Genomic DNA, 12,866 nt, shown 5'->3' with positions numbered 1-12,866 from the left:
CGAGAATAATCTTGCCCTTTCGGAGCGGCGGTGTCTGCGCTTTGCCGAAGTGCGGCAAGCATCTCGACGCGAAATGGGCGAGGACAGCTACTTCGGCGAAGCTGCCCATATCAAGATCGAGGATCCTTGTGAGTAAGTTGGCATAAGAAAAGAGCTTTGACTGACGATGTGCGTCAGCGACCGGGGGGAAGAATGCGCATCGTCTATCTAGAGATCCAGAACTTCCGCGGAATCAAATCTTTGGCGTGGGCACCCGCGGCGGGCATGAACTGCTTGATCGGCCCCGGCGATGCAACAAAAACGACCATCCTCGATGCCATCGAGCTGTGTCTAAATCCCCGATCCTACAGCTTCGCCGATGATTGTGACTTCTTCGACCTCGATATCGAGAAGCCGCTGCAGATCACTGTTACGCTGGCCGGGCTACCAGGCGACTTCAAGGCCGAGGACCGATACGGATTACACCTTCGCGGCTGGAACCAAGCAGCTACCAAAATCGAGGACGAGTCCGGCGCGGGTTTGGAAGACGCGCTATCCATCACCGTAGTTATCGATCAGTCGCTAGAGGCTCGATGGTCGATCCACAATGATCGTATTGATGCCATCGATAAGGACCCACCGGCGGTACGTTACAAAGACACCAAGCGGATGGGCACCAATCGCTTGGGGCCATATGCCGAACGACATCTCGGTTGGGGCCGAACCTCCGTCCTGACACGCATCGGCGAGGCTGGTGAGGGATACAGTCTTCAACTGGCGGAAGCCAGCCGGGCGGCCCGCACGGCCTTCAAGGCCGGCGATCAAGGTATCTTCAAAAAAGCCGTCGACCGGGCAGAGGAGCTGAGCAAGCTATTCGCCGTGCCCGTCCGAGGGAAATTCACAGCCGAACTGGACGTTCAAGGCGTCAGCATCACCTCTGGCGGAATTGCATTGCATGACGGCAACCTTCCACTCCGTCGGCTTGGAACTGGGTCGTCTCGCCTTCTCGTGTCGGCGCTTCAGCACGACGCCGGTCCGCCTCATATCGCTATCGTCGACGAAATCGAGCATGGTCTGGAACCGCATCGCGTCGCCCGGCTGCTCAAATATCTGAAAACGCCCAAGGGCGGCGAAGGCGCCGTCCAGCCGCAGATGTTCGTGACGACACACTCGCCAGTGGTCATCCGCGAGCTAACCGCCTCGGATATTTTTGCTGTTCGATCGTCGGCTGGCGTGACGACGGTGGCGTCAGTTTCGGGACTGGCCAGAGACCTCGACACGGCTCAGCGTCACCTTCGCGGAACGCCTGAGGCCTTCCTCGCACGCAAGGTGCTTGTTGGCGAGGGGCGAACGGAACAGGGCCTTATGCGCGGCTTGGATGGATGGTGGCATAATGGGGGCCGAGATTCATTCGCCTTGCAAGGAGCAGTCCCGATCGACGGCGGGGGGAAGGATAAGGCCCCACTTATCGCCGAGCACCTTCGCGACCTTGGATACGAGGTTTGGCTTCTTCTGGACTCCGACAAGCCGCCAAACGCGGAGGCCTTGCGACGAGCGACCGACAAAGGCGCGGCTCTCTGGCAATGGCCTGACAATTGCTCGACCGAGCAACGGCTTTTTCTCGACCTTCCCTGGGTCGGAGTACGCGCGCTGATCGCGCTCGCAATCGAGCGCGTCGGACAGGATAGTGTTATCGCCGTCCTCGACAATGCTTTGAGCGTCGCCCAGCTTCCAACCGTTTCCGCCGCCAAGCTGGGACCGGAGCGCGACACCGTGGATTTGCGTCGGCTGATTGGTAAGGTCGCGAACGACAAGAGCTGGTTCAAGGACATTTCACGCGGCGAAGGGTTGGCATCAGTTGTCGGCCCCCATTTGGCCAATGTGGCTGGGACTCCACTCGCCCAAGGGCTCGATGCCATGCGGACATGGATCGATGGCTCCTGAGGCAGACACAGATATTGCGCGATTGGCGGCGGGCATTCGACGCGGGAGCATCATTGCCGCCGCTGGTTGCGGGAAAACCGAGCAAATTGCCCGTGCGGTGGTTGTGTCCGAACATCGCCGACTCATTCTTACGCACACGCACGCTGGCGTCGATGCGCTCACGCGACGCCTCAAGAAGCTTCAAATTCCTAGCGGCAAGTATCGCATCGACACGATCGCGGGCTGGTGCCTCCGGTTTGCGGCTTCCTTTCCTCGGCGCTCCGGGATCCTATCGACTGTACCAAGCTCCACGGCGGAGTGGGACGCCGTTTATGCCGCCGCAGCCTGCCTACTTGATAGTGGCGCCGTGGATGGGGTGATTAATTCTTCATATGGTGGCTGCTTCGTTGACGAGTACCAAGACTGCACCTTGCAGCAGCACGAGGTGATCAAACGGCTCGCCAACCATTTGCCGACGTGCGTTTTTGGCGACCCGCTTCAGGCTATCTTCGACTTTCGGGGCCAAACGCCGGTTAGTTGGGAGAAGGATGTCTTTCCAAGCTTTGGACAAGCAGCCGAGCTGGCAACTCCGTGGCGATGGAGGAACGCCGGGAATGATTCTCTCGCCGAATGGCTCCGAGCCGTGCGGCTGGCGCTTCAGAAGGGCGAAATTCTTGATCTCAGCAGTCGTCCAAATTGCGTAACCTGGACCGCCTTGCCCGCCGATCCGCGTCATCAGCAGGCTACAGTAGTCCGGCAATGCCTCGAATCGATGCGCGATGAGCTGCTTGGAAACCTCATCGTCATCGGCGACAGCACCAGCGAAGACCGCCGATCGGCGCTGGCGCAGAAGCTGGCACAGCAAGGGTTCGTGAATATCGAAGCGGTCGGCTGTAAGACGCTTTTCGCAGCGGCCAGGGCCATTGATGGTTCAGTCGGACAAGCACGTTTCAAGGCGCTCCTAGCTTTCGCCGCCAAATGTATGATCGGGGCTGACAAGGCAGAGCTCCAGCGGGCCGTCGACGCTCGCCAACAGGGCCGCCGCATGGGCCAAGCTAAGTTCGGCGATCTTTTGCAACTAACCGATGCGGTCATCCAAGACGGTAGCGATGCCTCGATGCTCGCCTTCCTTCAGGGGCTGCGAGATCGCCCAGACGTCCGCATCTACCGCCGCGAAATGTACTTTGCGATGCAATCGGCCCTCAAGACCACGACGAAGATCCAACCCCCGAGCCTCCACGCATCAATCTGGGAGGTTCAAAATCGAAGTCGTCACGCAGGTCGTCGATTGGGAAGCCGCAGCATTGGAAGCACGCTCTTGGTGAAAGGTTTGGAGTTCGACCGAGCCATCGTGACATCAACCGACGCAATGAGCGGCAAGGATTGGTACGTAGCGCTCACGCGAGCGACGAAAACTATAAGAATCATATCGCCGAGCGCCCGCTTCACGCCGGCCTGACCAGCAGGCCGTCAGGCGGAGCGAGAGCGCGAGATTCTTGTACTTCGTCCATTTCAGATCGTGCTCGATATCGTCCGCCGCGACAGGCACACCCAAATAGGCGGCCGTCCCGCACGAACCGGCGTGCGGTCCGATCAATGCGCCTTCGATCGCAGCCGTGAAATGCTCGGGAAGGCTCGGCGCAGCCAGTGGGTGAAGCAAACCAGCCCTATCGACAGCCATGACCGAACACAGCACTTCGGGCAGCATTTCCTCGATCCATACGCAAAGCTGGCGCATCGTCTCCTGAATGGGCTCGCCCTTAGCGATCAGTCGCAGAATTTGATTTTCAAACCGAAGCAAACTCGGACCCGCCCACCCAGGATGTATTTCGCCAGCGAGGGGAAAGCCTTCCCCTGCGGGAGATCCCCAGGCTGTGCTAAAACGTCAGCCGTCGGCTGCAGCGCCGGCCAAGTGAAGCCGAAGCGCCTCGCGTCAGTTCGGCGTAATAACCTTCGTTCCGAATGTTGTTCGCGGTGTGTAGGATGTTAAAAGGCCAAGATCGACGCGCTGCCACCGCCTTTACCGCCCCGCAGAACTATCCAAGGCCTATACGGTATGCCTGAAAAACACAGGCATCGTCCGACACAACCAACGGAGTTCGATATGTACAGAACAAACGGTAACTTCGAGGCGTTTGCCCGCCCCCTCAAGCCGGAAGGGATCGACGGTCGCCGCGCCTATTTCGTTGGTGCGGGCCTCGCCTCGCTGTCCGGCGCCGCCTTCCTGATCCGGGACGCGCAGATGCCAGGTTCCGCCATCACGATCTTCGAGGAACTCGCTTTGCCGGGCGGCAGTATGGACGGCATACTCGATGAACATAAAGGCTTCATCATCCGCGGCGGGCGCGAAATGGAGGCGCATTTCGAGACGCTATGGGACCTGTTCCGTTCGATCCCCTCGCTCCGGACGCCAGACGCTTCCGTTCTGGACGAGATGTACTGGCTGCACAAGACGGACCCCGCCACCAACCCGCGCCGCGCTATCCACAAGCGGGGTGAGCCCATCGAGCAGATGCCGGACCTTACGCTGACGCCAAAAGCGGTCGAGGAGCTTGTCGCGCTTGCTTTGATGAGAGAGCAGGATCTCGACGACAAGCGTATCGACGAGGTCTTTACCGAGGAGTTCTTTGCTTCCAACTTCTGGCTCTACTGGGCAACGATGTTCGCATTTGAGCCTTGGGCTAGCGCACTTGAAATGCGGCGCTATATCCTGCGCTTCGTGCATCATGTGTCGACTCTCGCCGACCTCAGTTCGCTGCGCTTCACCTATTATAACCAGTATGAATCGCTTATCCGGCCGCTCGTCAGTTATCTTGAGGGACACGGCGTAACATTCCAGTACGACACACAAGTCGATGATATCCTGGTCACCGACGCCGCAGGAGAGAAGGTGGCGACCACCATCAATCTCACGGTAAACGGACAAGCCCGCCAAATCGACGTAGCGCCTAAAGACCTGGTGTTCGTCACCAACGGCTCGATCACCGAAAGCTCGACCTACGGTGACAATGATACGCCAGCACCGATCGTCACAGACCGCGGCGGCGCCTGGTCGCTGTGGAAGAACATGGCGGCGCGCGACCGCTCGTTCGGCCGCCCCGAAAAGTTCTGCGAGAACATCCCAGAGGCGAATTGGACGATCTCGGCGACTGTCACTCTGACCGACGACCGCGTCGCCCCTTACATCGAGCGGATTACCGGCCGCGATCCGCGCTCGGGGAGGATCGTAACCGGAGGGCCGTGCAGCATTAAGGATTCGAGCTGGCTATACGGTTTTTCGATGAGCCGGCAGCCCCATTTCGCCGCGCAGGACCCGCAGAAGGATCTCGTCGTTTGGCTCTATGGCCTGTTTTCAGACAAGCCGGGCGATTACGTCAAAAAACCGATCCGCGAATGCACCGGTGCCGAACTATGTGCTGAGTGGCTTTATCATCTGGGCGTGCCTGAGGAGGAAATCGACGATTTCGCGCATAATTCGGCGCGCACGATCCCCTGCAACATGCCATATATTTCTTCCTATTTCATGCCGCGCGCCGCCGGCGATCGGCCGTTGGTCGTGCCAGAGGGCTCGAAGAACCTGGCCTTTATCGGTAACTTCGCCGAGACCGAGCGGGATACGGTGTTCACCACCGAATATTCGGTCCGTACCGCGATGGAGGCGGTTTATACTCTGACCGGCGTCGATCGCGGCGTGCCGGAGGTTTTTGCATCCTCATTCGACATCCGGGTGCTGCTGAGTGCACTCTATCACCTCAACGATCGCAAGCCTCTGCACGAGGTGGAGATGCCCATTGTCACTCGGTTGATCGGAAAAGCGGCACTATCCAAGGTTAAGGGCACCTATATCGAAGAGCTTCTGGCCGAAGCAAAGCTGATATGAACCCTCGCCCGCCCCTCCGTTGCCTCTTGTCCGGGCTGTTTCAAATCATCTGAAGCCGAAGAGCGGCCAATGGAAATGCGTCCTGTCGTCTACGACTGCACGGTTTCGATTACGATCTCGCGGCCTGCGCATCGTATGACCGCAGAAACCTGATGAAAGCCGTCAATTGCGGTGGAGGACTACGGCGGCCAGGATAATAGAGCATGTAGCCCTCTTCCTCGGCGGTCCATTCCGGGAACAAGTCGACGAGCTGGCCGGCGGCGAGCCGCGCCTCGACCATGTCTCTGAGGACATAGGCAATGCCGAGCCCGCCTAGCGCGGCTTCAACCATGAGGACCATCCGGTCGAGCGTGAGCTGCCCAGGCACATCCACTTCGAGCTCATCGTCGCCGCGCGAGAACTCCCACATGTACCGGCGTCCGTCGGGCGTCCGGATGCGGATGCAGCGGTGAGTCATGAGATCGGTCGGATGCTCGGGGCGGCCGCGTTGCTCGATGTAGGCGGGCGACGCTACGGCGATCCAGCGGAGGGGCTTGCCGAACCGCACGCCGATCATGTCGCCTGAGACAGTCTTGCTCAACCGGATGCCGGCATCGCATCCCTGCGCGACGACATCGATGAGGCGTTCTTCATGATGAAGTTCGAGCTCGACCAGCGGATGGCGCAGTCCGAACGCCGGGATGATCTCTGGCAGAAGGTAGAGCGCTGCTGATAAGGGCGCGTTGATTCGGAGGACTCCACGAACGTGGTCGTCTCCGCGGATCGGTGCTGCAAGCGCCTCTCCCAGCCCGGACACGAACGGCTCGATCTTCGCCAGAAAGGCAGCCCCTTCGGGCGTCACTGCAACGCTTCTGGTCGTCCGATTGAAGAGGCGAAATCCAAGACCTTTCTCGAGCGACGTCATTGCGTGGCTGAGGGTCGATGGTGCGAGATCGAGCCGTTTGGCCGCCTCGCGGAAGCTGCCGGTCTGGGCAATGCAGAGGGCGATGCGGAGGTCTTTGAGGTCAGGTTCGGGCATAGGTGGTCATTTTCGAACAGGGTGTGCACGATTGATGGGATTTTTCTTTCAATGGCACAAGTCTATTTGTCCGTGGCGGTCCCCAATCGCGGGGGCCCTCGGCAAGAAGGAGCAGATCATGCCAGTCGGTAACGAGCCCAATCTAAGAGCAGATGATCCCACCCTGTCGCAGCGTGCACGCGAGCTTATTCGGATCGGCGAGATCGGAATCGCGCGCGAGAATGCGGCCGAGATGAGCAAATTCTTCCACCCCGATTTCCGGTTCTACGGTCCCGATGGCGGCGCGTTGACCCGCGAAGAGCTTTGGGACTTCTTCGCGGCCTGCCGGGCAGCATTCGATGATTTTGCAGTCACACGGCAGCAGATCTTCGAAGATCGACAATATCTCGGCGCTCGCACGACCTTTTCGGGCATCTTCGCTAGGCCATTCACGGCTTCGCCCATTGGAACGATCCAGCCCAGCGGTAAGCCGATGTTCTTCAACATCAACAACGTCTTCGGCTACGCACCCGACGGGACTCTGATCGAGGAATGGGCGCAATACGACAGTCGCCTATTTCTGGAGCGGCTTGGCGTCCGGCTGATTCCGACCTCGTCCTAACCCTATCCGGAGGCCTTTCCGAAGATGGAACGCGGCGGCCATCACCTCGAGCCGGCGAGCAATCTGCCGGCTCGAGCGAATGGTGGCTGACACCGCCTATGACAGCGACGCCTTGCGGCAGGTGATCGCCGACAAAGGCGCAGCAGCCGTCATCCCCAACAATCGGTCACGCAAGCATCCGCTCGACAAACACCTCTACGCCCAGCGACACCTCGTCGAATGCTGCTTCTCAAAGCTCAAGCAGTTTCGCCGCGTCGCCACCCGCTTCGAGAAAGCCGCCCGCAACTACCGCGCGATCATCACACTTGCCGCCATCGTCCTGTGGCTTAGATAACTGTCCACACCGCCTAGAGTGAGAGTGCGGACCGGCTTTGCCGTGACGGGTTGAGGGCTGGGAGAGAGGCTTCCGGCGCCCGTCGCGGAGATCCGCGATGTCCAGAAAGACCGCATCTGCTCGCCCCGGCCAAGACCGGACGAGCCTGTATGACGAAATCACCGGTAAGATCATCACCGAACTGGAGGCCGGCCTCGTCCCCTGGGTCCAGCCTTGGGGAACGGCGGCGGCGAAAGCGCCCCTCGCCATGCCGAGGAACGCCGCCACCGGCCGGCATTATTCCGGAATTAACGTGCTGATCCTGTGGGGAGCCGTCATCGAGCACGGCTTCCCCGGCCAGAGCTGGCTGACCTTCCGCCAGGCGCTGGCGCTCGGCGGTAATGTCCGCAAGGGCGAACGCGGCACCACCGTCGTCTATGCGGACCGCTTCGTGCCCGACGACGAGAAGCGCCGTGCGCGCGAGACAGGCGACGAAGCCCTGGCGATCCCGTTCCTGAAGCGCTTTACGGTGTTCAACGCCGCGCAGTGCGAAAACCTGCCGGACGACATGGCGACCGTCACGCCACCTCCGCCGCCGGGCCTGATCGAACCCCGGGTCGAGGCCCTGATCCGCGCCACTGGCATCGACTTCCGGATCGGCGGCAACCGGGCTTTCTACGTCCCGGCGCTCGACTACGTGCAGGTCCCCCCGCCCCAGGCCTATTTCGAGCCGATCAACTGGCACCGCACGGCGCTCCACGAACTCGGCCACGCCACAAGCCATCCATCCCGTCTGGGCCGCGATATTACCGGCGGCTTCGGCACCAAGAAATACGCTTTCGAGGAGCTGGTCGCTGAGATGAACGCGGCCTTCTGCTGCGCTTCGCTCGGCATCGTGCCAACCGTCCGGCACGCCGACTATATCGGCTCCTGGCTGGAGGTCCTGCGCGACGACAATCGGGCGATCGTCCGCGCCGCGTCCCAGGCGAGCAAGGCGGCGGACTGGCTGCTCGGCTTCGTCCCCGCCGACGGGGCCGAACTCTCGGCCGGTCCCTCAATCGACAGGAGGGCTGCATGATCCTCCTGACGCCAGAGCTGCGCAAGCGTCTGCTTGCCCACGGCCGCGATCGCTGCGCCGACCATGTGCCCCTCGTCAGATTCTTCAACCCGCTTGGTGAAGGCCTCTGGCTCGCGACCGAACTCGACGAGGACGGCGACACCCTGTTCGGCTTGGCCGATCTCGGCGTGCCGGAGCTGGGCTCGTTCAGCCTCGCGGAGATGGCCTCGGTGAGGCTGCCCCTCGGCCTCGGAATCGAGCGCGACATCCTGTTCGACGGGATGTTTCCGATCTCCGTGTGGGCTGACACCGCGCGCCGCACCGGCAGCCTCCGCGAGGCCGAGCGCCTGCTTCATGGCGTCGAGGATGCAATGCGAAGAGCCAGGTGACGCGTTCGCCCCGCTGGCCTCGGCCGAGCGCCTATCGAGAGACGCCGCGCTAAGCGGCGTCCCTTCAACGGAAAGCCGCAAATCCGTCGAGCCGGGTTTACGCCTTTACGGGTCGGCGACGACCGGCCCGGTCGATACGGGGATTTCCTTAATGGCGCCAGCCCGCACGCAGATGCCGAAGAAGAGAGTGAGAGGGAGGACGGGATTTTCGTGACGGGTTGTAGGTCGAGAGAGAGTCTTTCGGCCGCCCGTCGCGGAGTAAATCCCGATGGCTACTGCTGTTCAGAAGATCATCCTGTCGTCCTCGCGCGACATCCCCTTCAACAAGCTGGTGCTCAGCCAGTCCAACGTCCGGCGTGTGAAGGCCGGCGTCTCGATCGAGGACCTTGCGGCCTCGATCGCCCGACGCGGCCTGATCCAGAGCCTCAGCGTTTTCCCTGTGGTCGACGCCGAGGGCGTTGAGACCGGCATGTTCGAAGTGCCCGCCGGCGGTCGTCGCTTCAGCGCGCTGGAAATTCTGGTGAAGCAGAAGCGCCTCGCCAAGGTCGCACCCGTGCCCTGCGTTGTTCGCGAGCGCGACGGCGCGATCCTCCCCGAAGAGGTGTCGTTGGCCGAGAATATCGAGCGCACGCCGCTGCATCCGCTCGACCAGTTTCGCGCCTTCCACGATATGCTGATCAAGGGCATGACCGAGGAAGAAATCGCGGCCGCCTTCTTCGTGCCGGTCCAGGTCGTGAAGCAACGGCTTCGCCTGGCTTCCGCATCGCCGGCACTGCTGGAGGTTTATGCCGACGATGGCATGACGCTGGAGCAGTTGATGGCCTTCACGGTGTCGCCCGATCATGCCCGTCAGGAACAGGTCTGGGATGCGATCAAGGATGCCTGGTCGAAGGAGCCCTATCAGATCCGGCGCATGCTCACCGAGACTACGGTGCGCGCCTCCGACAAGCGGGCCGTCTTCGTCGGCGTCGAGGCCTACGAGGCCGCCGGCGGCGTCACCATGCGCGATCTCTTCCAGTCCGACGATGGCGGCTGGCTGCAGGACCCGGCGCTCCTCGACCGCCTTGTCGCTGAGAAGCTGAAGGCCACGGCCGAAGAGGTCGCCGCCGAAGGCTGGAAGTGGATCGAGGTCGCGGTCAGCTTCCCCTATGACGTGACGCGCGGTCTGCGCGAGCTGCAGGGCGAAGCACTCGACCTCTCGGCTGACGAGCAAGCCACGATCGACGCGCTCAACGCCGAGTACCAGAAGCTCGAGGCCGAGTACGAGGGCGCCGACGAGCTGCCGGACGAGGTCGACCAGCGGCTCGGCGAGATCGAGACGGCACTGGCCGCCTTCGAAGCGCGACCGGTCGGCTACGAGGCTGACGATATCGGCCGCGGGGGCGTGTTCATCAGCATCGCCCACGACGGCAGCCTCGACATCGATCGGGGCTATGTCCGGGCCGAGGACGAAACGCCGATCACCCCCGAGGGCGAGACTGGCGTGGAATCTGGCGGTGATCCGGCCGAACCGGTCGTGCAGCGGGCCGTCATCACGATCGGCGGCCAGCCTTCCGAGCCGGAGGACGACGAGGACGATGCGATCAAGCCGCTGCCCGATCGCCTCATCACCGAGTTGACGGCCCATCGCACCCTGGCGTTACGCAATGCGCTGGCCGACAACCCGCATGTCGCGATGACCGCGCTCCTGCACAAGTTGGTCTCCGACGCCTTCCAGCACCGCATGTACAAGGGCGCGATGGAGGCTTCCGTCAGTCACGTCTTCTTCCCGGTGCAGGATGATGCGTTGAAGGACAGCCCGTCGGCTCGCGCAGTGCATGAGCGCCACGAAGGCTGGGCCGGCGACATTCCCGCCGAGGACGAGGCGCTGTGGGACTGGCTGGCGGCGCTCGATGACGCCAGCCGCATGGCCCTCCTGGCGCATTGCGTGAGCTACGGCGTCAACGCGCTCTACGAGAAGCCGAACCCCTATGGCGGCAACGGCGTCTCCCAGCACGGCCTCGACATGCGGCTCGGCCAAGCCGACCGACTGGCCCGCGCCACCGGGCTCGACATGGTGGACGTCGGCTGGCGTCCGACCGTCGGCAACTATCTCGGCCGCGTCACCAAGCCCCGCATCCTTCAGGCCGTCCGCGAGGGCGCCGGCGAGCAGGCGGCGCAGCTCATCGACCACCTGAAGAAGGGCGACATGGCCATGGAAGCCGAACGCCTGCTGGCTGACACCGGCTGGCTGCCGGAACCGTTGCGACTGGTCGCTGAGGCCGAGGCGGCCGCCCCGGACACCGACGCGAGCGGCGAGGATGACGGCGCGCTGCCAGACTTCCTCGCGGGCGACGATGAGGAAGCTTCCGCTGAAGACGAGGAACGCCACCTCGTTGCGGCCGAGTAAGCGCACCCGCGGAGCGGCTTCGGCCGCTCCGCCCATTCCTCTAACGCAAGGAGCTGCGCCATGTCGCAATCCAACCTAAAGCCCCGCCGCGTCGTCTTCCAGTTCCTCGTTCCTGTGCATGTCGGGGTCGAGGATGACCTGGTCGGCCGCGTGACGATCATCGACGAAACACCTGTCCGCGACCCCGTCGTCGTCGAGGGCGACCCCGCCTATCTCGATGACGCCGTGCGCGCTGCCGCCGACGGCCAGTCCTGGCCGTCCTGGCAGTTCGGCTACTAGCCGCCGCCATCCCATTCCCACCCCGAGCCCGGCTGAGCGCCGGGCTTTTTTCGTTTCAGGAGCCCGCCATGACCGATTTTCTCACTCGCTTCTCATGCCTGCTCGACGTCGGCACCGCCGCCAACGCCGCGCGGGCCTTCGACATATACGCCGCGCTTATGGCCGAGAACGACCGCGAAGACCCGCCGCCTCTGGCTTCGCGATCCTGGCAGCGCCGATCCGCAGCTCCTGCTCACCTTCGTCGCGCGATGCGCCGAAGCCTTCGCGCTCAGCGGACGCTGGGGATTTCAATGGGCCGGCATCGCCTCGAATCCTGTCGTCGATGGGTTCTCCGGCGGCGCCCATGTGCTCGATCTCGCGACGGGGCAGACCATCGAATGGATGAGCAGCGGGCGGTGGCTCGCCGAACGTCTCGCTGAGGGAGGCACGCGATGAGCATTCCCGATCACGCGCGCGCCAATTTCCAGACGCTGTTGCGTGCCGCCGAGAGCGGCGATCTGGCGCTGATGGAATGCACCGACGTCGCGACGGGTGAACCTCGCTATGTCATCTGCGCCGCAGGTCGTGACGACGGCAACTATGTCTTCACTCCGTTCGGACATCTTGCCGATGGCGATCCGTTCGTGATCTATCGCCCGCCGGAATCCGCGACATAGGTCGCGGGCACCGCTGTCACTACCAGACCGCGACCTCCCACTGACCGTTGACGCGCGCAAAGCCGATCGGCCGGTTCTGTGGTGTCGCGTTCGGCTTCGTCGAATCCATCACGAGCTGCGTCATGCAGGTCACGCCCGGGCCGACCCCACCTGGCGAACAATCGCCGAGCTTCAGCGTGGCGTTGGTGAGCGATGTTCCCGTGAACAGGCGATGACGCCGGACCGCCGCAGTCGCCTCGTCCTCGGTCGGCTGCGCGACTCCGGTCACGACAGCCGGCGACGGGGACACCGGCGCAATCACAGGCCGGAGGACAAACCCCGCGCCAAACCCGACCACCAGGCAACCCGCCGCAATAATGCCGATCGCGCTTCCCTTCATCTC

Annotated in this window: 12 protein-coding genes and 2 pseudogenes; 11 read left to right on the top strand and 3 right to left on the bottom strand. The window is 62.4% G+C overall.

Annotation, left to right across the window (positions count from 1 at the left end):
* Window positions 1-192 precede the first annotated feature (192 nt).
* Together ACYJL1_RS05400 and ACYJL1_RS05395 are read left to right on the top strand one after the other, a co-directional pair.
* Entirely contained in the window at window positions 193-1,923 is a 1,731-nt protein-coding gene (locus ACYJL1_RS05400; RefSeq protein WP_460897389.1) for an ATP-dependent nuclease, read from the top strand.
* Window positions 1,913-3,361 carry a UvrD-helicase domain-containing protein gene (locus ACYJL1_RS05395; RefSeq protein ID WP_460897388.1) on the top strand — a complete coding sequence of 483 codons (1,449 nt, stop codon included), beginning with the start codon at window positions 1,913-1,915 and terminating at the stop codon, window positions 3,359-3,361. Before ACYJL1_RS05400 ends, ACYJL1_RS05395 begins: the two co-directional genes overlap by 11 nt.
* On the opposite strand, the gene ACYJL1_RS05390 is transcribed toward ACYJL1_RS05395, so the two are convergent.
* Window positions 3,260-3,640, bottom strand: a complete 381-nt coding sequence (locus tag ACYJL1_RS05390) for a hypothetical protein (RefSeq protein WP_460897387.1) — start codon at window positions 3,638-3,640, stop codon at window positions 3,260-3,262. The genes ACYJL1_RS05395 and ACYJL1_RS05390 overlap by 102 nt on opposite strands.
* A gap of 366 nt (window positions 3,641-4,006) precedes the next feature.
* Here ACYJL1_RS05390 and ACYJL1_RS05385 point away from each other — a divergent pair, with 366 nt between their 5' ends.
* The gene (locus ACYJL1_RS05385; protein ID WP_460897386.1) at window positions 4,007-5,782 is read left to right on the top strand and encodes an oleate hydratase; all 1,776 of its coding nucleotides are present in this window, start codon (window positions 4,007-4,009) and stop codon (window positions 5,780-5,782) included.
* A 109-nt stretch (window positions 5,783-5,891) separates the two neighbouring features.
* On the opposite strand, the gene ACYJL1_RS05380 is transcribed toward ACYJL1_RS05385, so the two are convergent.
* Complete coding sequence (locus tag ACYJL1_RS05380; protein WP_460897385.1) at window positions 5,892-6,800, bottom strand: LysR substrate-binding domain-containing protein; 909 nt, start codon at window positions 6,798-6,800, stop codon at window positions 5,892-5,894.
* Window positions 6,801-6,918: 118 nt separating this feature from the next.
* Between ACYJL1_RS05380 and ACYJL1_RS05375 the strand changes: the two genes are divergently transcribed.
* From ACYJL1_RS05375 to ACYJL1_RS05340, 8 genes and pseudogenes are all read left to right on the top strand, one after another.
* The gene (locus ACYJL1_RS05375) at window positions 6,919-7,401 is read left to right on the top strand and encodes an ester cyclase (RefSeq protein ID WP_460897384.1); all 483 of its coding nucleotides are present in this window, start codon (window positions 6,919-6,921) and stop codon (window positions 7,399-7,401) included.
* A 79-nt stretch (window positions 7,402-7,480) separates the two neighbouring features.
* Window positions 7,481-7,735, top strand: a pseudogene (locus ACYJL1_RS05370) (transposase); the annotation flags it as partial.
* A gap of 97 nt (window positions 7,736-7,832) precedes the next feature.
* On the top strand, window positions 7,833-8,792 hold the full coding sequence (locus ACYJL1_RS05365) for an ArdC family protein (RefSeq protein ID WP_460897383.1): 960 nt from the start codon (window positions 7,833-7,835) through the stop codon (window positions 8,790-8,792).
* Window positions 8,789-9,160: a DUF2958 domain-containing protein gene (locus tag ACYJL1_RS05360; RefSeq protein ID WP_460897382.1), complete on the top strand. Its 372-nt coding sequence runs from the start codon at window positions 8,789-8,791 to the stop codon at window positions 9,158-9,160. Before ACYJL1_RS05365 ends, ACYJL1_RS05360 begins: the two co-directional genes overlap by 4 nt.
* 268 nt (window positions 9,161-9,428) lie before the next feature.
* Complete coding sequence (locus ACYJL1_RS05355; protein WP_460897381.1) at window positions 9,429-11,549, top strand: ParB/RepB/Spo0J family partition protein; 2,121 nt, start codon at window positions 9,429-9,431, stop codon at window positions 11,547-11,549.
* 60 nt (window positions 11,550-11,609) lie between these two features.
* Window positions 11,610-11,828 (top strand): hypothetical protein, encoded by a 219-nt coding sequence (locus ACYJL1_RS05350; protein WP_460897380.1) that lies wholly within the window; start codon window positions 11,610-11,612, stop codon window positions 11,826-11,828.
* Window positions 11,829-11,896: 68 nt separating this feature from the next.
* Window positions 11,897-12,263, top strand: a pseudogene (locus ACYJL1_RS05345) (hypothetical protein).
* On the top strand, window positions 12,260-12,484 hold the full coding sequence (locus ACYJL1_RS05340) for a DUF6117 family protein (protein ID WP_460897379.1): 225 nt from the start codon (window positions 12,260-12,262) through the stop codon (window positions 12,482-12,484). The pseudogene ACYJL1_RS05345 and the gene ACYJL1_RS05340 overlap by 4 nt, the downstream one beginning before the upstream one ends.
* A 19-nt stretch (window positions 12,485-12,503) precedes the next feature.
* Here ACYJL1_RS05340 and ACYJL1_RS05335 read toward each other — a convergent pair whose 3' ends face one another.
* Window positions 12,504-12,863 (bottom strand): hypothetical protein, encoded by a 360-nt coding sequence (locus tag ACYJL1_RS05335; RefSeq protein WP_460897378.1) that lies wholly within the window; start codon window positions 12,861-12,863, stop codon window positions 12,504-12,506.
* Window positions 12,864-12,866: the final 3 nt, after the last annotated feature.

This window comes from Phyllobacterium sp. K27 (assembly GCF_054796155.1).
Note: the sequence above shows the minus strand (reverse complement) of the source record. Positions and strands in the feature narration are given on the sequence as shown.

Bases quoted from the DNA above. Each gene is read 5' to 3' on its own strand.
- ACYJL1_RS05400 (WP_460897389.1), top strand. From the start codon at position 193: ATGCGCATCGTCTATCTAGAGATCCAGAACTTCCGCGGAATCAAATCT.
- ACYJL1_RS05395 (WP_460897388.1), top strand. From the start codon at position 1,913: ATGGCTCCTGAGGCAGACACAGATATTGCGCGATTGGCGGCGGGCATT.
- ACYJL1_RS05390 (WP_460897387.1), bottom strand. From the start codon at position 3,640: ATGCGCCAGCTTTGCGTATGGATCGAGGAAATGCTGCCCGAAGTGCTG.
- ACYJL1_RS05385 (WP_460897386.1), top strand. From the start codon at position 4,007: ATGTACAGAACAAACGGTAACTTCGAGGCGTTTGCCCGCCCCCTCAAG.
- ACYJL1_RS05380 (WP_460897385.1), bottom strand. From the start codon at position 6,800: ATGCCCGAACCTGACCTCAAAGACCTCCGCATCGCCCTCTGCATTGCC.
- ACYJL1_RS05375 (WP_460897384.1), top strand. From the start codon at position 6,919: ATGCCAGTCGGTAACGAGCCCAATCTAAGAGCAGATGATCCCACCCTG.
- ACYJL1_RS05365 (WP_460897383.1), top strand. From the start codon at position 7,833: ATGTCCAGAAAGACCGCATCTGCTCGCCCCGGCCAAGACCGGACGAGC.
- ACYJL1_RS05360 (WP_460897382.1), top strand. From the start codon at position 8,789: ATGATCCTCCTGACGCCAGAGCTGCGCAAGCGTCTGCTTGCCCACGGC.
- ACYJL1_RS05355 (WP_460897381.1), top strand. From the start codon at position 9,429: ATGGCTACTGCTGTTCAGAAGATCATCCTGTCGTCCTCGCGCGACATC.
- ACYJL1_RS05350 (WP_460897380.1), top strand. From the start codon at position 11,610: ATGTCGCAATCCAACCTAAAGCCCCGCCGCGTCGTCTTCCAGTTCCTC.
- ACYJL1_RS05340 (WP_460897379.1), top strand. From the start codon at position 12,260: ATGAGCATTCCCGATCACGCGCGCGCCAATTTCCAGACGCTGTTGCGT.
- ACYJL1_RS05335 (WP_460897378.1), bottom strand. From the start codon at position 12,863: ATGAAGGGAAGCGCGATCGGCATTATTGCGGCGGGTTGCCTGGTGGTC.